This window comes from Neobacillus sp. CF12, assembly GCF_030348765.1.
GTDB lineage: Bacteria > Bacillota > Bacilli > Bacillales > Cytobacillaceae > Neobacillus.
In genome coordinates this window covers 825,826-850,264 of record NZ_JAUCEU010000007.1, presented here as the reverse complement: position 1 = coordinate 850,264, position 24,439 = coordinate 825,826, and the positions used below count along the sequence as shown (strand labels likewise).

At 38.3% G+C, this 24,439-nt stretch carries 17 protein-coding genes and 2 pseudogenes; 14 read left to right on the top strand and 5 right to left on the bottom strand.

What is annotated here, in order from left to right:
• Positions 1-116 precede the first annotated feature (116 nt).
• Positions 117-1,433, bottom strand: coding sequence for a M20/M25/M40 family metallo-hydrolase (locus QUG14_RS04295; protein WP_289339300.1), 1,317 nt, complete (start codon positions 1,431-1,433; stop codon positions 117-119).
• Positions 1,434-1,557: 124 nt separating this feature from the next.
• Between QUG14_RS04295 and QUG14_RS04290 the strand changes: the two genes are divergently transcribed.
• The 3 genes from QUG14_RS04290 (at position 1,558) to QUG14_RS04280 (ending at position 4,632) form a co-directional block, all read left to right on the top strand.
• Positions 1,558-2,523: a tetratricopeptide repeat protein gene (locus tag QUG14_RS04290; RefSeq protein ID WP_289339299.1), complete on the top strand. Its 966-nt coding sequence runs from the start codon at positions 1,558-1,560 to the stop codon at positions 2,521-2,523.
• Between the two features lie 188 nt (positions 2,524-2,711).
• Positions 2,712-3,032, top strand: a complete 321-nt coding sequence (locus QUG14_RS04285; RefSeq protein WP_289339298.1) for a hypothetical protein — start codon at positions 2,712-2,714, stop codon at positions 3,030-3,032.
• Positions 3,033-3,270: 238 nt separating this feature from the next.
• Positions 3,271-4,632, top strand: a complete 1,362-nt coding sequence (locus QUG14_RS04280) for a dipeptidase (RefSeq protein WP_289339297.1) — start codon at positions 3,271-3,273, stop codon at positions 4,630-4,632.
• A 304-nt stretch (positions 4,633-4,936) separates the two neighbouring features.
• On the opposite strand, the gene QUG14_RS04275 is transcribed toward QUG14_RS04280, so the two are convergent.
• Positions 4,937-5,380, bottom strand: a complete 444-nt coding sequence (locus QUG14_RS04275) for a cell wall hydrolase (RefSeq protein ID WP_289339296.1) — start codon at positions 5,378-5,380, stop codon at positions 4,937-4,939.
• Between the two features lie 309 nt (positions 5,381-5,689).
• Between QUG14_RS04275 and QUG14_RS04270 the strand changes: the two genes are divergently transcribed.
• The 5 genes from QUG14_RS04270 (at position 5,690) to fdhD (ending at position 12,997) form a co-directional block, all read left to right on the top strand.
• On the top strand, positions 5,690-7,486 hold the full coding sequence (locus QUG14_RS04270) for a M3 family oligoendopeptidase (RefSeq protein ID WP_289339295.1): 1,797 nt from the start codon (positions 5,690-5,692) through the stop codon (positions 7,484-7,486).
• A gap of 428 nt (positions 7,487-7,914) precedes the next feature.
• Entirely contained in the window at positions 7,915-9,189 is a 1,275-nt protein-coding gene (locus tag QUG14_RS04265; protein WP_289339294.1) for an L-lactate MFS transporter, read from the top strand.
• 86 nt (positions 9,190-9,275) lie between these two features.
• Positions 9,276-9,635 (top strand): Na-translocating system protein MpsC family protein, encoded by a 360-nt coding sequence (locus QUG14_RS04260; protein WP_283955610.1) that lies wholly within the window; start codon positions 9,276-9,278, stop codon positions 9,633-9,635.
• A 152-nt stretch (positions 9,636-9,787) separates the two neighbouring features.
• Entirely contained in the window at positions 9,788-12,145 is a 2,358-nt protein-coding gene (locus QUG14_RS04255; protein WP_289339293.1) for an FdhF/YdeP family oxidoreductase, read from the top strand.
• Between the two features lie 30 nt (positions 12,146-12,175).
• The gene (gene fdhD / locus QUG14_RS04250) at positions 12,176-12,997 is read left to right on the top strand and encodes a formate dehydrogenase accessory sulfurtransferase FdhD (RefSeq protein WP_289339292.1); all 822 of its coding nucleotides are present in this window, start codon (positions 12,176-12,178) and stop codon (positions 12,995-12,997) included.
• Positions 12,998-13,188: 191 nt separating this feature from the next.
• On the opposite strand, the gene QUG14_RS04245 is transcribed toward fdhD, so the two are convergent.
• Complete coding sequence (locus tag QUG14_RS04245) at positions 13,189-13,512, bottom strand: GtrA family protein (protein WP_289339291.1); 324 nt, start codon at positions 13,510-13,512, stop codon at positions 13,189-13,191.
• 341 nt (positions 13,513-13,853) lie between these two features.
• A complete protein-coding gene (locus QUG14_RS04240) occupies positions 13,854-14,738 on the bottom strand; it encodes a LysR family transcriptional regulator (RefSeq protein WP_289339290.1) in 885 nt (294 codons plus the stop codon).
• Between the two features lie 170 nt (positions 14,739-14,908).
• Here QUG14_RS04240 and QUG14_RS04235 point away from each other — a divergent pair, with 170 nt between their 5' ends.
• From QUG14_RS04235 to QUG14_RS04220, 4 genes and pseudogenes are all read left to right on the top strand, one after another.
• Positions 14,909-17,794, top strand: a complete 2,886-nt coding sequence (locus QUG14_RS04235; protein ID WP_289339289.1) for a 2-oxoglutarate dehydrogenase E1 component — start codon at positions 14,909-14,911, stop codon at positions 17,792-17,794.
• A 37-nt stretch (positions 17,795-17,831) separates the two neighbouring features.
• Positions 17,832-19,094: a 2-oxoglutarate dehydrogenase complex dihydrolipoyllysine-residue succinyltransferase gene (gene odhB / locus QUG14_RS04230; RefSeq protein WP_289339288.1), complete on the top strand. Its 1,263-nt coding sequence runs from the start codon at positions 17,832-17,834 to the stop codon at positions 19,092-19,094.
• Between the two features lie 109 nt (positions 19,095-19,203).
• A pseudogene (locus tag QUG14_RS04225) lies at positions 19,204-19,320 on the top strand (thermonuclease family protein); the annotation flags it as partial.
• Positions 19,321-19,855: 535 nt separating this feature from the next.
• Positions 19,856-21,148 (top strand): annotated as a pseudogene (locus QUG14_RS04220) (dipeptidase).
• 192 nt (positions 21,149-21,340) lie between these two features.
• Here the strand turns inward: QUG14_RS04220 and QUG14_RS04215 are convergent.
• Entirely contained in the window at positions 21,341-21,544 is a 204-nt protein-coding gene (locus QUG14_RS04215; RefSeq protein ID WP_289339287.1) for a hypothetical protein, read from the bottom strand.
• Positions 21,545-22,076: 532 nt separating this feature from the next.
• On the opposite strand from QUG14_RS04215, the gene QUG14_RS04210 reads away from it, so the two are divergent.
• Together QUG14_RS04210 and QUG14_RS04205 are read left to right on the top strand one after the other, a co-directional pair.
• A complete protein-coding gene (locus QUG14_RS04210) occupies positions 22,077-23,021 on the top strand; it encodes an aldo/keto reductase family protein (RefSeq protein WP_289339286.1) in 945 nt (314 codons plus the stop codon).
• A 735-nt stretch (positions 23,022-23,756) separates the two neighbouring features.
• Positions 23,757-24,332, top strand: a complete 576-nt coding sequence (locus QUG14_RS04205; protein ID WP_289339285.1) for a hypothetical protein — start codon at positions 23,757-23,759, stop codon at positions 24,330-24,332.
• The last annotated feature ends 107 nt before the right edge of the window (positions 24,333-24,439 follow it).

Below are 24,439 nucleotides of genomic sequence, written 5' to 3'. Positions count from 1 at the left end.
AACTAGCGCCACATTTGTTTAAGCATATAGAGAAAAAGCCGTTTAACATTTAAGTTATATCTCCTATGTTAAACGGCTTATTATTATTGGATTTTTTTCTTAAAGTCTTGAAAACTTTACTTCCATTCCATAACGTGGTTACTATTTTGTTTAATCAATTGGTGATGTAGCACCGATTCCACCAACAAAACCGTTTCGAATGTCGACTTGTAATTCACTGTTTCCGTTTCTTTGTGTTCATTTTGGTAGCCGGCTGATAGATTAACAGAAGGGATGCCGTACTCCGCAAAAACCATCGCGTCACTAATACCACCTGGAGTGATCTTCCAATCGTCCATTCCAGTTAATTGGCCTGCCTTCTCAAATAATCTACCATACTCTTCTGGACAAAACGGTACATAGTTACTCCACGATGTAACAATATCCCTATTTCCACGGCGGTCAATCACAATCGCGGCATCCACATCCTCGATAAAATTCTCGTCGATTGCACGAGATCCAAGGCAGCCAATTTCTTCTTCTACCGTAAAAGCTACTTTCAAGATTCCGCTAAAATTTGTCTTTTTAACTCTAGAAAGGATTGCGAGAATCGCTGCAACTCCTGCTCGGTCATCGGCTCCAAGAATTCCTTCTGAGCTTCTAAGAATGGAATTTTCTTCAATAATTTCTCTTCCTTCGACAATTTCTTCAACGGTATCCAAATGAGCGGATAGCAGAACAGTGGGGCCATCTCCAAGTTCCACAAACCCGAGAAGATTACCTTTCCGGTCGATAAAGGAATGATCGATAAGAGTGGACAATTTATTTCGCAGCCTTGAACGAAATCTTTTTTCGTCGGTGCTTACACCCGGTACATTTAAGCACTCTAGTAGCAAACCTTTAAAATGATTTGCCTGAAGATCCTTTAGAAAACTTGGTTTTTTCCAAACTTGATATAGGTTTTCAGCGAATTCAAGTAACAGTGACTGTCCTTTCTTGGGATAGAATACTCGGATATGTTTGCCTTCCATTCTGATACGTAGACTTGGCGGTATGGCAGCCTTCAATAGCTCAAGTTGCTTTCCATTCGGGTAGTTCTTTAGAAAAATCTTTGCCTCGCCTCTGCCATGTCCGTCACAGCTGCCAAACGTATAAATACCAAGTTCGTTCATCCAGCGGATCACTCCACGGATATAGGGATCAAAATCAGTAAGAGGCAAATCGCCAAGGACCGGATCAATCAGCATTCCTCGCCCAGGGGAATCGATGGTTTTAGCAGATTCTTGTAGAAAGAAAATAAAATCTTCATCTGTAATCTTGTCATTGACTTCTTGAGACAATTTCCCTGTACCAATCAATAGTTTACCAGCATTACATACTTCACCATTTATGGATCTCATCAAATCTTCTTTTTGTAGTCCGTGTCTTGCCAATAAAATTTCTTTGTTTATCATGCCCATCATCTCCTCTTTGTTTATAATCGAAGTATAGCAAGGCAGTCGTGACAGACTGTCACATCAAGAAAAGAAGGAGATTGACAAAGTAAAAGGGAATTTTTCATATAGAGGTGAATGGAAAATGAGGGACTTTGATGATGATATCCATCCGTTTATGGAAGAAAAAAGATTAAAAGAAATACTGGGAGTGGCTAGAAAACAAAGAGATAAAACCCTCGAGAAGGAAATAACCAAGAAACTGGTGAATTTATTTGTTTCCCAGGGAGAGTATTTTAAAATGGCGGATAAGCCTGACCCGAAAATAGCAAAAAGATATTTAGAAAAAGCACTGCATATGCAGGAAGACCATCCTGTTGCAAATTATCGCCTGGGCTATCTTTATTATCGAAACAGGGAATATACGAAAGCCATTTCCTTTTTTGAAAAAGCATTGGACGGTTCGCTGGAAGAAGAATTAAATGATACCCAGAGAATGCTTGCGAACATGTTTATGGTCAATTGCGGCATCAAAATAGCAAAAGAAGCCATTCAGGAGATTAATTTTATTGAGGATAGTGTGTATACAGAACTGGAGATCGATAGAATAGAGAGGTATAAAAATGAGATTCTCGTTCTAGATGAAGAGATCTTTAACAAAATGTTTTACCGGAAAATTGAAAATGGAACAGAAGAAAAGATCGGAGAATATGAATTTATCAACTTTAAACTTAATAGAAACCAAGTACTATTAAAAAGATCCGATCACGGAATGGAAATCCACTTTCAAGATTTCGAACCGATCTCGTTAAATCCAAAGGCTTTTTATACCTTATATGGAATAGTAACAACTACAGGTTTTAGGACGTATAGGGAGTTGCAAGAAATTACTTCCAATGGATGCGGACAAGAGGTAAGTGATGATTATATCCGTCAGATTATCCGGCGACTGTCAATTGACCTTCCTTACTGGGGACATATTATTGAAACGACTTCCATCTTACATCCAGAAACTAGGAGACCACTAGCAGCTATTAAGCTGGCAGATGGGTTTTCGGCTTGTATTCTTTGTCGAGTTGAGGATTATTTACCAGATTATCGTCATGTATGAGTTGATATGGTAATTGGTTTAGCACCGAAACTTGCTCCATTTAGGAAACAAGCTGTTTGAAAGAAGTAAGTCCATCATGTGAGAAAAATACATGTCTACAATTTATCTTAGCGTATTGTTTAACGATGATAATTATCATAGATTATGGAAAATCTAACCACTATAGTAAAGTGGGAGGAGATAAAATCATGAAAACATTCGACTTTACATCTGGCACAAAAGTAATGGTGAATGAGCATCAAATCGTAATTGAAAGATCAGGCGGAAAAAGTGCAATGAAAGGATTGTTTGCTGGTAGAGCGATGGGTCAGATGACAATCAAAATGTCCGCTCTGACAGGATTGATTTTTAATGCAGATTATATGGTGATCTGTGCTTCTGGTCTGCCTACACCAAATGATTTTAAAATAACGAGTATTGCAGAAATTAAACAATATCCCAATTGCATTGTTGCAAAGGAACAAGAGTTAGAAGAACTATATCAGTACCTTATTGGATTTATAAAATGATTTTCATTATTCGTTATAGAAAGAATTGACATCTGTTTTTGTGATATCGTCTTTTTCTGTTACCATGCTGGGGAAAAAAGCTAACAAACGGTCTAAATTCCCTTGATACAATCTTGTAGTGTAGGAACTTTAAATATGTTCAAATAAAACTCTCTCCTTTTTTTGAGAGCTAGTTTTCTATTGTCTTCTTCATTTTTGTGTAAAATAGAATTGAAAATAAAAAAGAATAGGTGAGAATATGAGTCAATTATCCGAATTTGTATCCAAGCATCATCAGCAAAATGTTGAGGAATTAAAAGAATTACTTCGCATTCCAAGCATCAGTTCCTTATCTGAGCATAAAGATGACATTCAAAAAGCAGCTTCCTGGATCGCCAATAAGTTAGAAAACATTGGAATGGAAAATGTTGAAATCGTACAAACAAAAGGTCATCCGATTATTTATGCAGACTGGCTTCATCAAGAAAATGCGCCAACTGTATTAGTGTACGGTCATTATGATGTCCAGCCCGTTGACCCAATTCACTTATGGGAAACGCCTCCGTTTGAACCAGACATCCGTGATGAAAAAATCTATGCCAGAGGGGCAACAGACGACAAAGGGCAGACATTCTTACATATTAAGGCGGTTGAAACACTACTAAAATTAGAAAATAAATTACCGGTAAACCTAAAATTTTGCATTGAAGGAGAAGAAGAAATCGGAAGTCCCAATCTTCCTCAGTTTTTAGCCGAAAATAAAGAAAAGCTAGCCTGTGATGTGGTGATTATTTCCGATTCTGATATGTGGGATCGAGGAGTTCCAGCGATTACATATTCTTTAAGAGGACTGTGTGCTCTTGAGGTTTCCCTTAAAACGGCAAATACCGATTTGCATTCAGGCATGTTCGGCGGGGGAGTTCAGAACGCTAACCATTTATTAGTAAAGCTGCTTTCTACTCTTCATGCTGAAAACGGAAAGGTAAATGTGGATCAGTTCTATGATGATGTTTTAGAATTGACAGAATTTGAGAAGGAACAAATTAAAGCACTGGGCTTTGACGAAGAAAAGCTAAAAAAACAGTTAGGCTTATCGGAATTAACAGGAGGGGAAACAAATTATCCTTATAATGAGAAAATCAGTTCCCGGCCAACATTAGAATTAAACGGCATATGGGGTGGATTTCAGGGGGAAGGTACAAAAACCGTCATTCCGAACGAGGCACATGCCAAAATCACCTGCCGTCTAGTCAATAATCAAAATCCAGAAAAAATCCAGGATTTGATCAAAAAGCATTTAGAAGAGCAAGCACCAAAAGGATGCAGGGTAAACGTGACCCTTCAAGATACAGGTAATCCATTCCTAACCCCAATCGATGATCCGATGATTCAAAAAGCGGCTGAAGCCTATGAACAGGTTTATGGAAAAGTACCGGTTTATAAAAGAGAAGGGGGTTCCATTCCGATTGTATCGGATTTCAGCCATACGCTAAATACGCCTGTTGTCTTAATGGGATTCGGGCTGCCAGATGAAAATCTTCATGCACCGAATGAACATTTTAACTTAGAAAACTTTGATAAAGGGATCTTAACGATTTGTTCGTTTTTAGAATTGATCTGAATTGATAGGAAAAGAGGGATTGCATAGCTAACGGGTCCGTTTCCTATCACAAAACCCTAAAATGTAATCAAATTTGTACTGCCTTTTGTATCTGTTTTTGCAATTAAAAATAAAATGGCTCAGTTTCACTATACTGAGCTATTTTTCATATCCATTTTTGGTAGCTCGTTGAACTACTGCTACCCGTAGCTTAAGTACAATATTTCATAATCTTGTTTTCTTGGATAAAAACTATTACTAAAAGGATTATTTTATTTTGTGTAAATATTCTAATTATGTAAAAAAGCTTACTCAAAGAGTAAGCTTAACCTCTATAAACACTATCACATGTTCCAGGTTTTGGTTCATAAAAACAATGTTCTTTAAATTGACCAGAATGAGGTTGATCGTACCATGTAGGAGGACACCCTGGCGCAGTTGGATTAAAATACCAAAGAGCATATTTCGCAGGATGATCTCTCCAATTATTAATATTTTGTTGTGCTAATCTTCTTTCAGAAGTTCTTGACCTTTGATAAAATACATTCCCTTTTTGCACTGCTTCAAAAGAATAATTTCCTCCTTGTACTTGAAATATTACATCATGAATATTGTTTACACTTTTGAAATCTAAGCATTCTGCTACAACACGATTTATTATTACATTTCCAACATATAACATTCCTTGCTTTCCTTCGCCTTCTGCTTCTGCTCTCATCATTCTTGCCATTTCATCTATTTCATGACTTCTAGCACTAACTCTTGGCATTTCAGCACCTCCCAAAAATATAGTATGAAAAAAAGCCTGCATTCATGTCATTGTTTATATAATAAGAATGATTAGGTTTTATTGCATACAGTTTTTAAGTAAAATGTAAACTGTTTACGATAGGAAACAGAACCTGTTATTGCATAGCATCCCTCTTTTTTGCCGATAAAAGTCCAGACACCTAAAAGAGACATTGATCTAAAAAATATCAATGTCTTTTTTATTGAAGGAATTTTTTACCTCTAAAATATGCTATGATAGGAATATATGTTCGTTTATTATGAAGCATACATATTAGGGGAGGTTCTAATGGAGAAAATAAGCTATCCGAAAGTGTGGAATTTAGATAAGGTCTTTATGGGGGAAGGCAAATCAAGTCAATTTTTAGATCATATGAATCGATTAGAAGATCTTGTACATGAACTAGAAGGTAGTCTTCATTCATTTATTACCCCACTTTCAACAAATGAAGTAATCAAAGTGGTACATTTAATAGAAAACATCGGAAACATTCGCTTGTACTTATCGCAAGCTAATTCGTTTATCATTTGTCTCCTTGCACAAAATCCAAAGGATCAAGATGCTGCTAGTTTACGAGGCAAAATTGCTCAAAAAGAATCTCGTTTTGAAAAGGAATTATCGAAAGTAAAGAAGATATTAACATATACAAAGGAAGATGTTTGGGAAAGTTTACTAGAAACCGAAGAATTACAAGAATATAGATTTATTCTAAACGAATGGCGTGAAAATGCGGATAGGAATTTGTCAGAAGAGGAGCAAAATTTGATTTCTGATTTAATGGTTGATGGATACCATGCTTGGGGACATTTCTATAATAATTTAATAAGTAGTATTATCGTAACTATTCATATAAATGGAAAAGAAGAGAATCTATCAGTTGGACAAGCCATTAACTTGCGGTCGCATCCTAATGAAGAAGTCCGTAAGGAAGCTCATTATGTATTAGAATCTATATGGAAAGAGAAAGAAGAATTATTCAGTAAAATACTAAATCACATTGCTGGCTTTCGGATACAGGTAAATAACAAACGCGGGATAAAAAGTGTAATAGAAGATCCTTTGAAAAAGAACAGAATGAAGGAAGAAACGCTGAATACGATGTGGACAGTGGTCAGTAAATATAAACAACCTTTCTCGAATTACTTGAAGCGAAAAGCGGAAATGATAGGCGACTCTAGTATGAAGGCTCATAACTTTTGGGCTCCTGTTACAAATAGTAAGCAAGAGATAACATTCGTGGAAGCTGCTTCACTAATAACAGAACATTTTAGTCAGTTTGGATCCGAATTAGAAGGCTTCGTTAAGCAAGCTTTCAATGAAGGTTGGATAGAGGCCGAAGATCGTCCAAATAAGTCCGCTATTCCATTTTGTGCTGGTTTTCCACTCACAGGTGAATCAAGAGTTTTTATGACATTTAGCGGTACTTTTTTAAATGTGTTAACACTTGTTCATGAGCTGGGGCATGCTTTCCATAATCATGCCATGAAGTCTGTTAAGGGGATGAATAAGCGTTATCCATTAAGTATTGCTGAAACAGCTTCAACCTTCTCCGAAATGATTATTTTTGATGGTGCTATGAAAAAGGCAAATTCCAAAGAAGAAAAATTATTTATACTGGATGAAAAATTAAAACGCAGTGTAATGAACTTCATGAATATTCATTCGAGGTTCTTATTCGAGCAGAGATTTTACATGGAACGTACTGGAGGTATTGTTTCAGCCCATCGCCTAAATCAGTTAATGGAAGAATCAATCAATGAGGCGTATGCTGGCTCCCTAGAACAACCTTCCATTTATTCTTGGGTTTGGACACCACACTACTATATTACTCAATCGCCTTTTTATAATTTCCCATATACGTTTGGGTATTTATTTGCATTGGGCATTTATGCAAAGGCAAAGGAGAAAGGGAAAGACTTTGAGAAAGATTATTTAGCCTTACTTCGTGATTCAGGAAGTATGACTGTGGAAGATTTAGTGATGAAACATTTAGGAGAAGATATTTCTTCAGAGGAATTCTGGGAAAAAGGAATGGAATTATGCGTAAAAGATGCAGAAGAATTCCTTAAACTAACTTCTTCTTAAATTGTAGGATGAGTTATGGTTCAAGCATTAGGAGTGATAAAGAGCTCACAATAAATTCTAGGAAAAGCAAAAATATGTTTTTGTCTTGGGTTCCTATTTTTTCTTATTCATTTTTTAAAAAGGTTGTACTGAATTCGCTTCCATGATATAGTAAGAAAAAGAAATTGTGAACAATTTGTGAAAGATAATATTCATTATAATTATTATGGAAGGTTTAATACGAAACAGCGATCCTGTTAATCGGTTAAATCTAGAATCCTATCTTTTTATAAACAGTTGGTACTTAACAGCGCTCCTGTTAAAGGCGAACCGTTGTATTGATTTCTAGTTTTCTGTAACATTCAGAAAGCTCAAGGAATCTTACAACGGTTTTTTATTTTTGTTCACAATAATAATAGAAATGATTTCTAAGGGGAGAATGAAAGAGAATGAAAACGAAAAAAAATCGCTGGTTAATTGCTTTATCTGCTGTTGGAATTCATATTTCCATTGGCTCCGTGTATGCATGGAGTAACTTTACCGCACCACTTAAAGAAATGTTTGGCTGGTCCGACTCACAGGTGGCCATGACCTTCAGTATTGCGATTCTTTTCTTAGGTTTATCGGCCGCATTTCTAGGACATTTTGTAGAGAAATACGGACCAAGGAAAGCAGGGCTATTGGCTGCAATCTTCTTTGGAGTTGGTATCACTGGGTCAGGTCTTGCTGTAGCATTAGAATCAAGACCCTTATTGTACTTTTTCTACGGGGCACTAGGCGGCATCGGTCTAGGTGTAGGTTATATTGCGCCTGTTTCAACACTTATTAAATGGTTCCCTGACCGAAGAGGCTTAGCAACTGGGCTTGCGATTATGGGCTTCGGCTTCGCAGCGGCAATCAGCAGTCCGATTATGAATATGCTGATTGAAGCAGTGGGGGTAGCCAATACTTTTTATATTCTTGGTCTTTCCTATTTTGTGATTATGCTTCTTTCTTCCTTATATCTGGAAAAGCCAGAGGAAGGATGGCTGCCTGAGGGTTATCAAGACAAAATCAACAGTGGAAAAGCAAAGCCGAATATGGATTTATCACAATTAATGGCGAATGAAGCGGTTAAAACGAAGCGTTTCTGGTATTTATGGTTGATGTTGTTTATTAACATTACATGTGGTATTGCGATTTTAGCAGTAGCCAAGCCGCTTGCAATGGAAAGTATCGGAATTGACATGGCACAAGCAGCAGCACTGGTTGGAGCCATCGGAATTTTTAATGGGTTAGGAAGAATTGGCTGGGCTAGTTTTTCAGATATTATTGGACGACCCGCCACCTATACAACATTTTTCATTTTGCAAATGGTGATTTTCTTCGTATTACCTGATGTATCGACTAAATGGTTATTTATTGGATTGCTGATTGTGGTTTATACCTGCTACGGTGGAGGTTTTTCATCCATTCCTGCTTATATTGGCGACCTATTTGGTACGAAGCAATTAGGGGCAATTCACGGATACATCTTAACAGCCTGGGCTGCGGCAGGTCTTGTTGGACCATTATTTGCAGCATGGATTAAAGACACAACCGGTAGTTATTCTGGCAGCTTAACGTTCTTTTCTGGATTGTTTGTGGCTGCGTTTATCATCTCGTTGTTGATCCGCTTAGACATTAACAAATTAAAGAAAAATCAAATACAAAATCAAACTGAATTGCAAAATAAGGTAGGATAACTTTTCTTGCAATTTAAAGACTAAACTTATAGAATTAACACTATGAACATAGTGAAAACCTTATGAATGCAAGCGAGATGACGTAAGTGAATAAATATGAAGCAGAATTTAGTAATATCGTTCGCGCCTACAGAAAACGACATATGGGAAAAGGTCCTAGTCAAGTGAGAACAACCTTCTGTAAGAACTGGGCCATTTGTGAGCTAGAGGGAAATTTATCTCCAATCGAAAAATTTATTGCAACGGCTGAAGATGGAAAACAAATGCTGCGCTCGGCTCGTACCGAAATGGTAAAAGAGATTTATAAGAAAAATCATCCTCAGGAAATGGAAGAGCTTCTTGGTGCGAATTTTATTTGTGTCTTTGTTGATATCGATATTGAAGAGGACAAGGGAATGTCAATCTTCGTGTTTGACCAAGATCTTGAGGAAAAGTTTAAAGTTTAATTGTAATCCCAATTACCCAACTATATCTCGTTGGCACTTGACAGCGAACCTGTTAAAGACTAACCACCATGGAGTAAACAACCTTGTTTTATAAACTTGGTTCTCCTTGGTGGTTTTTTTATGGATTTTTTTGACTAGAGGAGGAAATGAGAATGGGAAAAACACTACATCCAGGACCACAGAAGAAATCAAAGCTACCAGCTCCCAAACATTGGGTAAGTCCAATTCCTTTTGGACTCGGAAAAATCAAACCAAAGCATATTCGCGATACGATGAAAATTGCTTGGGATAATAAAGATAATATCGGATATGCCACCAATATCATTACAAAAGGAGTTTGTGACGGGTGTGCCCTTGGGGTATCGGGATTACATGACCAAACACTTGACGGACCGCATCTTTGTACCACACGCTTAAATGTTCTAAGGCTAAATACCATGCCTGCCATTAAGCCAGAAATCCTCCATGCTGATATTGATGAACTAAGAAAGTATGATAGTACAGAGCTTCGTAAGCTTGGGCGCATCCCATACCCAATGATTCGCCGAAAAGGAGAGCGGAAATTCTCCCGCATCACATGGGATGATGCAATGGGTATGATTGCAGCCAAGATGAAAACATTAGAGCCGAAGCAATATGCTTTTTATCTAACAGCTCGCGGGATTACAAATGAAAGTTACTATGTAGCAGCGAAAGTAGCCCGTTTCTTAGGGACCAATAACATCGATAATGCATCACGTATTTGTCATGCGCCAAGTAAAACCGCTTTAAAGCGTTCGATTGGTGTCGGTGCATCTACCTCTAACTATCTCGACTGGATCGGAACAGATGTATTATTGTTCTGGGGAAGCGTCGCCTCAAACGCATCACCTGTATCATCAAAATATATGCTTGAAGCAAAGAAAAAAGGGACCAAGATCATCGTCGTCAATCCTTACCGTGAACCAGCAATGGATAAATACTGGATCCCATCAAATCCGGAGTCTGCATTATTCGGAACAAAATTGGCAGATGATTTCTATCAAGTGAACATTGGTGGAGATATTGCCTTTATGCACGGAATTATGAAGCACTGGTTCGATATGGAAGACAAAGCATTTGGTTCTGCTATAAATCATGAGTTCGTAGCTAAGCATGTTAATGGCTATGCCGAGCTTAAGAAAAAAGTTCAAGAGCTATCCTGGCAAGAAATCGTTGAATCTTCTGGTGTAACTAGAGAACGAATCATTGAGCTAGCGGAGCTATTGGCAAACAGCAAGAATGCAGTTTATGCTTGGGCACTTGGTCTAACGATGCACTCCTTTGCGACAGATAATATATCTCAAGTTGCCAATCTTGCTCTTTTACGTGGACACCTCGGACGTAAATATGCCGGCTTAATGCCATTTCGTGGACATTCAAGTGTGCAGGGTAGTGGTGAAATGGGGGCGGACCCGTTCGTTCTCCCTGGCGGCGGCTGGGATGCAAAAAATGTGGAACGAATTGAAAAGCTGTGGGACTTTGAGCTTCCGAACTGGCAGGGTGATATTGTCGGTGTTACACTTGAGAACATTGTCCTTCCAGAAGACCATGAGCGAAAAGTGAAATTGTATTATTTATCGGGCGGAAACTTCTTAGAAACGATGCCAGATCCGGACTTTATTGAAAAAGCATTATCTCAACTTGATATTCGAGTACACCAGGATATTATCTTAAACACTTCAACGTTAGTTGATGCCAAGGAAGCAGTCATTGTCTTGCCGGCAAAAACACGTTATGAGCAAGAAGGTGGCGGAACAAGTACCTCGACAGAGCGGATGGTCTACTTCTCCCCAGAAATTCACGGGAACAAAAATGCGATAACTGAAGCCCGTGCTGAGTGGAAGATTTATATTGATTTAGCCAAACGTGTAAAACCAGAAACCGCTCACTTAGTGGATTTCTCTGATGGACAGTCGATTCGTGATGAAATCGCGAAAGGGAACCCGGATTATGACGGCATTCAACATTTGAAAAATCAAGGAGATGTCTTCCAATGGGGCGGAGCATGGCTATGTGAAGACGGGATTTGCCCAACACCAGATGGCAGAGGCAGCTTAATCCCAGTCGACATTCCCGATTTAAATAAAAAACCTGAGCAATTTATTGTGACCTCACGTCGAGGTAAACAATTTAATTCAATGGTCTATAAGGAAGTTGATCCGTTGAACGGAGCCGGACGATATGATGTATTAATGAGTCCAGTCGATGGGCAGAAATTAAGTATTGCAGAAGGCGAAGGAATTGTCGTCTACAATGGCTTTGGCGTCTTCCAAGGACGCGCCAAGTTTGTCGATATCGCACCAGGCAATATCGAAGTCCATTTTCCTGAAGGAAACTTCTTGTTACCGCGCGGACGGTATGAGAAATTTGCGGGTATTCCTGACTACAATATCACCGTCCATGTGGAAAAAGCAGAACGCTACAATGCGAGAAAAGATACAGAATATGTAGAAAGACCAATTCCAGACCTGGAAACAGAGGTCAGTTAATTTTTCCAATAGAAAGGAGCGACAGTGCCTGTGTCAAAGGAAATCACTACTTCTCAAAATATTGTCAGATATAATGGACAAAGCTTTATTGAGGAAGAGGATGATATCGCCGTCGAATCAGCCTTAACCATCATGGTAAATGGGGAAGAATTTGCAACGATGGTATGCACCCCCTCTGAGTTAGAAGAATTAGTCGTTGGCTTTCTGGCTTCCGAAGGGATGATCCGTGCATTTCAAGATATTAAAGCTCTTCACATTGATGCCGAAACAGGATTTGCCTATGTCGACCTAGTCAATCCGAACAAAGTGAAAAAGGATTTCCATTCGAAACGATTTATTGGTTCCTGTTGTGGCAAAGGAAGACAATTCTACTTTCAAAATGATGTCAAAACGGCGAAAACGATTATGACGAGGTTTACAATTACACCGGAGCAATGCCATAAGTTAATGAAGCAAATGCAGGATGGTTCCTCCCATTTTCAACAAACGGGTGGTGTTCATAATGCTGCATTATGTTCAAGTGATGGAGTCGTGATTTCACGATCCGATATTGGCCGACATAATGCTCTAGATAAATTATTTGGGTACTGCTTAATTCATCGAGTTCCATTAAAAGATAAGATCATCGCCTTTAGCGGCCGGATCTCATCAGAGGTTTTACTCAAGGCAGCGAAGATTGGCGTCGGGATTATCCTTTCAAAATCTGCGCCAACCAATCTCGCGATCAATTTGGCAGATGAACTTGGAATCACAGCCGTAGGGTTTATCCGTGGCAAGGGGTTTAATGTATATACTCATCAGGACCGAATCGAAGGACTTGAATATAAGCCTGTAACAACATCCTGTATGTAAGGTTGGAAGAATTTTAGGAGGAGAGGAAGAGCAAGCTTGAAGAATGGGCACATATCTATAATTTAGGGGTTGGGACGCCAGCTTCGAGGTTAAAGACTATCCGTTACCGACCGCTGAATTTCCGTTACCGGTACTGCATGCCCGCAGAACATGTTTGGGTTAAACGGCAAGACCGGTACTCGGAGGTGCGGTTAAATCATACGAAGCTTCCGAACAAAAAGATTGAGATGTCTCAAGGTGAAACCAATGGCAGAAACAATGAGAAAACGCAACAATTGATTGTAGGAGAAGTCGCTGCCAAAGGTATATTTTTTGTTTAATAGAAATGAGATATACGTCATGATGATAAAGGAAAGTGTTGATGCGAAAATAGGTCCTATGTCAAAAAGTTCAACTAGGACGAAAACGGAAAGAAAATAAATGAGCACGCTTATGCAGCCCACAACACTGTATTTAATAAATTTTAAAAATAGTTCTTTACTTACAATCATCATAGCAGCTCTCATTATGGTCATTCAAAACGCCATTTTGTGATAGCATTTTTAATAGAATTATTTTTACTTTTCTTATTTTCTATTGAACTATGTTTATAGTTGATCAGAAAAAGTAGTTGTAAAAAAGTAACTGGAAGTAAGGTTTTTTGTAAGCTATATATTTTGGGTCCCAATCGGAAGTAAATTTACTTTTAAATTCTTTAAGACCTTTAAAATTGTATTAGGAATTCCCGTAAAGGTAGGCTAAACGAATTAGTTTTTCACATGTAAATGAATGTTTGCAGTTTCCTACATTTGACAATGGTGACATACCTAAACTGCAGTTTTGATATCCAATATAAATTTAAAGTCTGTTAAATTATTCAATTGTCTTTCCAGTCGAAATTTTCGATAAAATGTACAAACGCCTTAACTACATTCCATTCTAGAGATTCTGTATGGTAATACATCCACGTTCTACGCAATATAGGATTTCCTTCTTGATCAAGTAGGTGGATTTTTTGTAAATCTTCTATACCGGTAAGTACCCTGCTTGACAAGATGCCATAGCCTAATCCATTTATAACCATTTCCTTACACGTATCAACTTGGTCGACTTCTATACTGATAAAGGGCGCTTGTGCATAATTTTCAGCCCACCAATGATCAATTACTGATTTTAATAGATAATCTCCTCTATATTCGATTCTAGGAAGACGAGGGAGATCCATTATATCAATCCCATTCATTGATGCTATGCATATGTTTTCCTCAAATAATTGATGTTTTGATAATCCCCTCCAACCATAGTCTCCCCGAACAAAGCTAATATGAACATCTTTATTGTGTATAAGTTGAGTTACGTCTCTGCTCCACCCTGTAACCACTTTGAATTCCACATGTGGATATTGCATTTTAAATAATTTCAAAACATAGGGAAGTTCATAATTCGCGAAAAAATTGGATACCCCCAATTTCAGCGTACCTACCACTTCGTCACTTTCGTTATTACTCATATTTTGGACATTTTCTTTAATCTTTTCATAATGAGCAAGGGCCTCCTCAGCACAATGAACAAGATATTCTCCTTGTGGGGTAAAATGCACGCCTCTGCTTTCACGGGTTACGATTTTAACGCCGAGTTCTTCCTGCATATGCTTTAATCGAGTCGTTAATGCGGGTTGAGTAAGAAATAAGAGGCGAGCTGTTTTTGTAAGATTCTTTTGATGATATAGCACCTTTAGTATTTCCCAGTCACGGTAATCCATTTTTCCACCCATCTATCTGATATAAATATTTTTTATAGGTTAATATAATTTTTTAACATTTTATTTATTTCAATTATTACATTATCCTTATCCTTAAGCAATTGATAATTACTTCTCTATATAATCCGAAACAAAACATATAAAGTAACACAACAATGGGGGAATTGGGAATGGGAGTACAAAAAAATGAACATAATCCATGGCGGAAATTTAATGGTCCAAACTTGGGATATGTAATCGAACAATATGAGCGATACACGAACGGTGAAGACACCATTGATCCAAAATTAAAAGAACTTTTTATTAAATGGGGCTCACCTTTGTCTTTTGAGTCAAGTCATGCCGAAGAAACCCTCAATCATGAATCTGTTAATCCTAATAATTCCATAAATATACAGAAAGTACTTAAAGTGGTGAAACTGTTTGAAGAAATTCGTTCAAACGGTCATTTAGCGGCAAACATGAACCCATTAGAGGGGAATCTACAAAATCAAGAGTTGTTTAATCCAGAAAAATATGGGGTAAGTGAGCAAGACTTGAAAGCGATTCCATCCAAAATTGTTTGGGAGGAAGCACCAGCAGATATTCAAACCGCATGGGATGCGATCAACCATTTAAAGCGTATTTATACCTCCACACTGGCCTATGAATTTAACCATGTGCATCATATGGATGAACGAGCATGGTTAACTCAAATGGTGGAGACAGGTTCCTTGCATCGCACCTTATCTAAAGAAGAACAAACGAACTTGTTACAAAGTCTGACAGAGGTTGAAGGATTTGAACAATTTTTGCATAAAACCTTTGTCGGTCAAAAGAGATTTTCCATTGAAGGCGTTGACATGCTTGTACCCATGCTGAATGGAGCTGTGCACGAAGGTTTCGGTGATGGAGCACGTAATGTCGTGATTGGAATGGCGCATCGCGGCCGCCTAAGTGTCCTTGCGCATGTGTTAAACAAGCCATACAGAAAAATGTTCTCTGAATTTCAGCACTCGTCTGCCAAACAACAGGGTCCGTCAGAAGATTTAGTCGACATAAGTGAGGGCTGGACTGGAGATGTGAAATACCATTTAGGCCGAAATCGATTCATGGAAGGCCTCGGAAACGTTCGCGCACGAATTACCTTAGCTAATAATCCGAGTCATCTTGAATTTGTCGATCCGGTAGTCGAAGGTTTTGCAAGAGCTGCCCAAGAAGATCGAAAAAATGCGGGTTACCCTAAGCAGGATGTTAAGAGTGCATTTGCGATTTTGGTCCATGGAGATGCAGCCTTTCCGGGTCAGGGAATTGTAGCGGAGACCTTGAATTTAAGCGGGCTAAAAGGATATCGAACAGGTGGAACCATCCATATCATTGCCAATAACATGGTCGGCTTCACGACAGATAGCCACGATTCTCGTTCGACGAGATATTCGAGTGACTTAGCCAAAGGATTTGAGATTCCGATTGTACATGTAAATGCGGACGATCCAGAAGCTTGTCTGGCTGCAATACGTCTGGCCTATCAATACCGTACTCGGTTCCAAAAGGACTTTTTGATTGATTTAGTTGGATACCGGCGATTTGGCCACAATGAAATGGACGATGCAGCGGTTACCCAGCCACAGGTTTATAAAAAAATCGCGATCCATCCAACGGTAAGAGCGCTGTATTCCAAACAGTTACAAAATAGAGGCATTCTCAAACAAGAAGAAGTGGAGCACATTAATCGCAGCGTGCAAGAAATGTTGCAAGCTGAGTTTGACAAAGTGTCCGAGAAGAAGCAGAGTGAAACCTTTGCAGAAGTAGAGGTTCCGAGGGTGATCTCCAAAGGAATTCCACCGGTGGAAACAAGTGTGCCCCTTGATACCCTTCGTGAATTAAACCAAGATTTGCTGAAATGGCCGGAAGGTTTTCATGTTTATCCAAAATTAAAGCGGATTCTGGAGCGCCGTGATCAGGCACTAGAAGAGAACGGGAAAGTAGAATGGGCGGTAGCAGAAGTGCTGGCATTTGGGTCGATGTTAAAAGATGGTACGCCGATTCGACTAACCGGCCAAGATTCTGAGCGTGGAACGTTTGCGCAGCGGCACATTGTGCTCCACGACTCGGAAACAAACGATACCTATTCACCATTACACCAGCTTCCGGCAGCACGAGCTTCGTTTGCGGTTCATAATAGTCCGCTGTCGGAAGCAGCTGTTGTAGGGTTTGAATATGGTTATAATGTATTTGCTCCTGAAACACTTGTCATATGGGAAGCACAATATGGCGACTTTGCCAACACAGCACAACCCCTCTATGATCAATTTGTTTCATCCGCAAGAGCAAAATGGGGGCAAAAATCAGGGCTTATCCTCCTGTTGCCTCACGGGTATGAAGGCCAAGGTCCGGAACATTCCAGTGCCCGTCCGGAACGTTTTTTACAGTTAGCAGCTGAAAACAACTGGACAGTTGCCAACCTGACAAGTGCCGCCCAATATTTTCATATTTTACGCCGTCAAGCCTCCATCTTAGGCACAGAGTTTGTTCGGCCATTGGTGATTATGACACCAAAGAGTCTGCTTCGCCACCCGTTTGTCGCTTCTCCTGGTACTGCGCTAAGCGAAGGCCATTTCCAGACAGTTGTGGAACAGCCTGAGCTAGGAAAAGAGACGGATAAGGTAAAGCGTTTAGTATTAACAACTGGCAAGATGGCCATTGATTTGGCTGTAGATATCGACTCAAAGAAAGAAAAGCGAAGCTTAGAAGAGATACACATCGTTCGAATCGAACAATTGTATCCATTTCCTCAGGAAAAAGTAGAAGCAATCTTGATGCGTTACCCAAACTTGAAGGAAATCATTTGGGTACAGGAAGAACCGAAAAATATGGGCGCGTGGTACTATATCGCCCCTACACTTTTTGATCTTGCTTCCGGCAGCCTGACAGTTGGTTACATTGGACGTCCGGAGCGTTCAAGTACGGCAGGCGGCGATCCAATCGTTCATAAGAAGGAACAAGAATGCATTATCCAACAAGCTTTGAACTATATAGAGTCTAGTAGATACACAGAAACAAGAAAGAGAGTTTAGTTACTAACTAACAATCATACCCAGGAGGATACATCACATGATAGAAATAAAAGTACCAGAACTGGCAGAATCGATTTCAGAAGGAACCATTTCACAATGGCTCATTAATATTGGTGATAAGGTGACCAAAGGAGAAAGTGTTGTTGAGCTGGAAACGGACAAAGTGAATATTGAATTAAATACTGAATACTCAGGTATAGTTTCAAAATTATTAAAAGAGACGGGCGATATCGTTGAAGTAGGCGATGTAATTGCGATTATCGAAGAGAATACGACTACTACAGGAGCCAATCCAGGCACTCCAACTGTTCCAGCTGCAGCTCCGGAAAGACCGGCAGAAGAAACTTTAAATCAACGAAGCAACCAATCTGAGCCAAAACTTTCGAAAGCCGAACCTCCAATTGCTTCACCAGCGGCCAGAAAATTGGCAAGAGAACGGGGAATTGATTTAAACCAAGTAAGCAGCCGTGATCCACTTGGCAGAATTAGAACAGAGGATGTAAAAGCATATACACATACACCTGCGGTTAAAGAAGAACCAAAGTTGGAAAAGACCAGCCCAAAACCTGCCGTACAACAAATAGATGAAGAGTTTGACAAACCAGTAGAACGTGTGAAAATGTCCCGCCGTCGTCAAACCATCGCTAAACGTTTAGTAGAGGTACAGCATACAGCGGCGATGTTAACTACATTTAACGAAGTGGATATGTCTGCTGTTATGGATTTACGCACGAAGCGGAAAGATGCCTTTTTCGAAAAACATGGTGTTCGTCTTGGATTCATGTCGTTCTTTACAAAAGCAGTGGTCTCAGCTTTAAAGCAATTCCCGCTTTTAAATGCCGAAATTCAAGGTGATGAAGTAATTATCAAGAAGTTTTATGATATCGGAATTGCTGTGGCAGCACCAGAGGGGTTGGTCGTACCGGTTGTACGTAATGCGAACCAGAAAAACTTTGCCGAAATCGAGCAAGAAATCGGTAATCTCGGTAAAAAAGCTCGTGATAATGCTCTTACTTTAAATGATTTGCAAGGTGGAACATTTACAATTACAAATGGTGGTGTTTTCGGTTCATTAATGTCAACGCCAATCTTGAATAGCCCACAAGTGGGGATTCTCGGTATGCATAAAATCCAAACAAGACCAATAGCGATTGATCGTGAACGAATGGAAAACCGCCCGATGATGTATATCGCCCTTTCTTATGACCATCGAATTGTGGACGGAAAAGAGGCAGTCAGCTTCCTGGCTGCAGTAAAAGAACTGTTGGAAGATCCACACTCTTTATTATTAGAAGGGTAAAAGCTTAATAGAGTAGGTTCATATAATAACGGATACCATAATCCAATAAGGGAGCACAAATCCCTTATTAATTAACATGGGAATTTGAACGGGGAATACAAAAGATACCTGTGGACGACTGTTAGCCAATGTGTATGTTGATGGAGAATGGGTTCAAGGTACACTATTAAAGGAGGGCTACGCTCGGGTAACATATATCATGAATCCTACCAATAAATTTTTTTAACAATTTAGGGAGGATGAATTTTTAGCTAAATGGACAAATATCAAAATGTGGAGCAGAATGAATTTCGTTACAACCTGGGAATTTAGTGGGTGCTTGAATTAATATAAAAATAAGTGCTAGGGACCATTCAAAAATTGGGGGTACCTGGCACTTTTTTTGATAAAATATTATTATGTTTATACTTATTTGAATATCAAAGATCACATGTATGATCGATCAGTGATGACTTTGATTCGATATTTATGTTTAGCAAGAAAATAGCCAGGATAACTAAATAAAGATAGTGCAAATATTCAGCACCAAAGCTTTTAATCTTACTGGAACCAGGCGGAAAAATATTAAATGGCTAATCTAAATTTCCTTGATACTTTCTTGTAGTGCCAGTCACTTTTAATACGTTCAAATAAAGTCTCTCCCTTTTTAGGGCTGGTTTTCTATTATTTTCCTAATTTTCGTGTAAAAGAGAGAATTGAAAATAAAAAAGAATAGGTGAGAACATGAGTCCGAATTTGTATCGAAGCATCATCAACAAAATGTGGAGGAATTAAAAGAATTACTTCGCATTCCTAGCATAAGTTCATTATCTGAGCATAAAGAGGACATTCAAAAAGCATCTTCCTGGATCGCTAATAAGTTAGAAAGCATTGGAATGGAACACGTTGAAATCGTACAAACAAAAGGTCATCCGATTATTTATGCAGACTGGTTTCATCAAGAAAATGCACCAACTGTATTAGTGTACGGTCATTATGGCGTCCAGCCCGTTGACCCAATTCACTTATGGGTAACTCCTCCGTTTGAACCAGAAATCCGAGATGAAAAAATCTATGCCAGAGGGGCAACAGACGATAAAGGGCAGACATTTTTACATATTAAAGCGGTTGAAACACTACTAAAACTAGAAAATAAATTACCGGTAAACTTGAAATTTTGTATTGAAGAAGAAGAAATCGAAAGTCCCAATCTTCCACAGTTTTTAGCCGAAAATAAAGAAAAGCTAGCCTGTGATGTGGTGATCATTTCCGATTCTGATATGTGGGATCGAGGAGTTCCTGCGATTACATATTCTTTAAGAGGTCTGGCTGCTCTTGAGGTTTCCCTTAAAACGGCGAATACGGATTTGCATTCAGGCATGTTCGGCGGGGGAGTTCAGAACGCTAACCATTTATTAGTGCAGCTGCTATCTACTCTTCATGATGAAAATGGAAAGGTAAATGTGGATCAGTTCTATGATGATGTATTAGAATTGACCGGATTTGAAAAGGAACAAATTAAAGCACTGGGCTTTGATGAAGAAAAGCTAAAAATGACATTAGGCTTAACTGAATTAACGGGTTGAGAAAATAATTACCCATATTCTGAGAAAATCAACTCGCGGCCGACATTAGAATTAAACGGCATATGGGGCGGATTTCAGGGGGAAGGTACAAAAACTGTCATTCCAAACGAGGCACATGCCAAAATCACCTGCCGTCTAGTCAATAATCAAAATCCAGAAAAAATCCAAGACTTAATCAAAAAGCATTTAGAAGAAAAAGCACCAAAAGGATGCACAGTAAAAGTGACACTCCAGGATACTGGTAATCCATTCTTAACACCAATCGATGATCCGATGATTCAAAAAGCAGCTGAAGCTTATGAACAGGTTTATGGAAAAGCACCTGTTTATAAAAGAGAAGGGGGCTCCATTCCGATTGTCTCGGATTTCAGCCATACCTTAAATACTCCTGTTGTTTTAATGGGATTCGGGCTGCCAGATGAAAATCTTCATGCACCGAATGAACATTTTAACGATTTGTTCTTTTTTAGAATTGATCTGAGTAGATAGCAAAGGAGGGATCGCATAGCTAAGTAGATCAGATACTGTGGAGAAAAACTGAAAAATCATTACAAATAGCACCCTAATTCACAGTGGAAATCACACACCAAATAACAAATAAAAACCCTCAGAGTTATAGTCCTCTGAGGGTTCATATTATTACACCTATTCTGTTAAAGCTCCCGTACGCTGAATAAGTAATTATTTAGTAAATATTTGGTAATCATCAATATAGATAGCTACATTACCACAATTTGGACATAAAGCTGCTTTAGTCTTTGCAGATACATTTTTGAAAAGTCCTTTACGCTTTTGACTAATCGTAATTCCAGACAAGTCATATTCAACATTTACTTTACAATCTTTTATCATTTCAGTTTGGCATTGATTGCAAATCCTTGTCATTATTAAACCCCCTTTTATATCAAATTAAAGCTAAACTACTTTGTTTCAACTCTTCACAATCTATATACCTATTTCTACATATAATTAGAATTTCCCTTTCATCCTTTCAAGTTGAAAGTCAATTAACAATCAATTTAACAACCTAAATAACAGTGTGACAATAGTTATTTTCACACTGTTATTTGTTGTGATATTTGATATGTTATTTTGTGTGTCAAAAGCGAATAAATGTTGAAATAACGGTAATTAGAACAGACTGAGTTAATTTGTGATTAAGTCTGCTAATTAGTACCTATATACGATGTTTCTCCACAAAAACTGAACTACTTATCGCATAGCATCCATTTTTTTTGATAATATTGTCAGGTACCTTCTGAAAATTCTGGTAATTAAACTAAATCGTAAGAATCCTGTCTTTTTCCAACTATTAATCCAATCCTGCAGTATTTCATAATTGTAAAAATAGTCTAAATTTTATATAGTTTACCTGAAAGTCATTTTTTTAAAAATTATCTAGGGAGGTATGATTTAAATGAAATACAGACGTTTAGGAAATAGCGGGTTAAAGGTAAGTGAAATTAGTTTAGGCAGTTGGTTAACCTACGGAAAAACGGTTGAAGATAACACGGCTGAGAAAACAATACATAAAGCATATGAACTAGGAATTAACTTCTTTGATTCTGCCAATGTTTACGAACGTGGTGAAGGTGAACGGGTTATGGCTGGGGCTTTAAAGGAATATCCACGTGAATCCTATGTTATTACGACAAAAGCGTTCTGGCCAATGGGGGAAGGACCGAATGATCGCGGATTATCGAGGAAGCATGTGATTGAACAAGCCAATGCGAGCTTGAAGCGAATGAACTTAGATTATGTTGATATTTTTTACTGTCACCGCTATGATCAGGAAACGCCAGTGGAAGAAACATTGAGAGCCATTGATGATTTAATTCGTCAAGGGAAGATTCTTTATGCGGGTGTAAGTGAATGGAGTGCTGCTCAGATTGAAGAGGCAGTCCGTGTAGCTGATAAATTCCTTTTAGATCGAATTGTCGTGAACCAGCCTGTATATAACATGTTAAACCGCTATATTGAAAAGGAAGTTATTCCGGTGAGTTCAAAGCATGGGATCGGACAGGTGGTCTTTTCTCCTCTCGCTCAGGGGATTTTAACAGGAAAATATAAAGGAAATACCATTCCAGAGGATAGCCGTGCCTCAAATGACGAAATCAACAACTTCATGAAGGGTATGTTAACGAAGACTACCTTTACGAAGGTGGAACAGTTAGAGAAGATCGCCAAGGAATTAGAAATCACTCTACCTAGCCTTGCATTAGCATGGATTTTACGTCAGCCAAATGTTTCAAGCGCATTAATTGGTGCAAGTAGACCAAGCCAATTAGAAGAAAATGTCAAAGCCGTTGAAATTGCGCTTACAAGTGAGGTTATTGAAAAAATTGAGGGAATCTTGGCATAGAGAACTTTTAGTTGTGACCGTTGAAAAGTAAGTAGTTCAATTCTTGAGGATAAAATTAAATAATATTACAAATAGAGTGCTAAAGCTTAGAAGTTTTAGCACTCTATTTTTGGTATATTCAACGATTGGCGATAAAATAATATTGAATGGGTATGAATGGAGGGGCTATTTATGAAAGAAGATTTTCCTATCGGAATTAGTCAGGAAATCAGTATTCGTTATAGCACACAGTGTTTGAAAAATATTGAGGCCAACCCAGGTAGTTCGCTTGTAAACAAGTGAACTATTTTTTTTTGAGTTTATAGATAAATGGGTAAATCCCCCGGTTAACTACTGCGTTTCAAGGCTATTTTGTTTGATCAATTGGTGATGTAACACCGATAAAATCGTATATACAATATTTCCAGCAGTGTATAGTAACCAGCTCGGCCAAAAGACCTGTTACGACAAATTACCAATTCGCTTATAGGACTTTTTAATTAAAAACCGTGAAAGATGAGGATTTTTGAAGAAATAAGGAGGACTTTTAATATGAATAAAGAAATATATATATAAATTCCGATTCATTGGACCATAGAAGTTATTTTGACAGTTTACGAGAAGAACTGCCCTATAAAAAAGATAATGAGCAGATCACCTTGGTTGTTTTTTCCATAATGAAAATAGCTGCAGATAGATTTAGATTAAGCCATTTTATTCAGCAAATTTATTAAGGTATGAAAGAAGGGATACGATATGATTGAAAATTTCTTTGCTGACTATAAAAAATTTGTTGTAATACCGGAAGATGAAAGCCAAGTTAAAGATGAAGTATTTGATCCCAAAAAGTATGCTGGATATTATATACTAACACTATCGATTTTTGATTCCCGTTTATCAACCTGGAAAGATGCAAGTAAACTTGAAATTGATATTGAGAAAAGTATCAAAACGGTTTTAATGGATTTTAATCAAATGCAGCGTGAGAAGTACCATCTTCAATTACTAGAATTAGATAAGTTTAAAAACTATTTTATCTTGGCCCTTTCTACTAAAACAAGATTTAATCCAGGGGAAGAAGATGACCGAATAGCATATGTTATTGATAGAATACTAACGAATCCTTTTTATGTAGGGCAAGGTTGGTTTAACTTAATTGGTGAAAAAGGAAGAGTGGCCCGTAAACTCTTTTGCTACTCCTTTAAGGAATATGTAGCGGCGGACTTAAACCAGTCAAAAAGGGAAGACAAATATGAAAACATCAGTGAATTAATCCCTAAAAATGGAGAGATTAAGCTGATTAAAAGTGCTCAGAAAAGGGAAGTTCTCTAAATACACAGCACAGGTAACTGTTGCATAGTCCTTGGCGTGTCAGATAGGCTATTGGCGGCATTTTTTTAAAAAGTAGAAACCGATATAAAAGACAACTTCATTATTTG

Bases quoted from the DNA above. Each gene is read 5' to 3' on its own strand.
- QUG14_RS04295 (WP_289339300.1), bottom strand. From the start codon at position 1,433: ATGATAAACAAAGAAATTTTATTGGCAAGACACGGACTACAAAAAGAA.
- QUG14_RS04290 (WP_289339299.1), top strand. From the start codon at position 1,558: ATGAGGGACTTTGATGATGATATCCATCCGTTTATGGAAGAAAAAAGA.
- QUG14_RS04285 (WP_289339298.1), top strand. From the start codon at position 2,712: ATGAAAACATTCGACTTTACATCTGGCACAAAAGTAATGGTGAATGAG.
- QUG14_RS04280 (WP_289339297.1), top strand. From the start codon at position 3,271: ATGAGTCAATTATCCGAATTTGTATCCAAGCATCATCAGCAAAATGTT.
- QUG14_RS04275 (WP_289339296.1), bottom strand. From the start codon at position 5,380: ATGCCAAGAGTTAGTGCTAGAAGTCATGAAATAGATGAAATGGCAAGA.
- QUG14_RS04270 (WP_289339295.1), top strand. From the start codon at position 5,690: ATGGAGAAAATAAGCTATCCGAAAGTGTGGAATTTAGATAAGGTCTTT.
- QUG14_RS04265 (WP_289339294.1), top strand. From the start codon at position 7,915: ATGAAAACGAAAAAAAATCGCTGGTTAATTGCTTTATCTGCTGTTGGA.
- QUG14_RS04255 (WP_289339293.1), top strand. From the start codon at position 9,788: ATGGGAAAAACACTACATCCAGGACCACAGAAGAAATCAAAGCTACCA.
- QUG14_RS04245 (WP_289339291.1), bottom strand. From the start codon at position 13,512: ATGACCATAATGAGAGCTGCTATGATGATTGTAAGTAAAGAACTATTT.
- QUG14_RS04240 (WP_289339290.1), bottom strand. From the start codon at position 14,738: ATGGATTACCGTGACTGGGAAATACTAAAGGTGCTATATCATCAAAAG.
- QUG14_RS04235 (WP_289339289.1), top strand. From the start codon at position 14,909: ATGGGAGTACAAAAAAATGAACATAATCCATGGCGGAAATTTAATGGT.
- odhB (WP_289339288.1), top strand. From the start codon at position 17,832: ATGATAGAAATAAAAGTACCAGAACTGGCAGAATCGATTTCAGAAGGA.
- QUG14_RS04215 (WP_289339287.1), bottom strand. From the start codon at position 21,544: ATGACAAGGATTTGCAATCAATGCCAAACTGAAATGATAAAAGATTGT.
- QUG14_RS04210 (WP_289339286.1), top strand. From the start codon at position 22,077: ATGAAATACAGACGTTTAGGAAATAGCGGGTTAAAGGTAAGTGAAATT.
- QUG14_RS04205 (WP_289339285.1), top strand. From the start codon at position 23,757: ATGATTGAAAATTTCTTTGCTGACTATAAAAAATTTGTTGTAATACCG.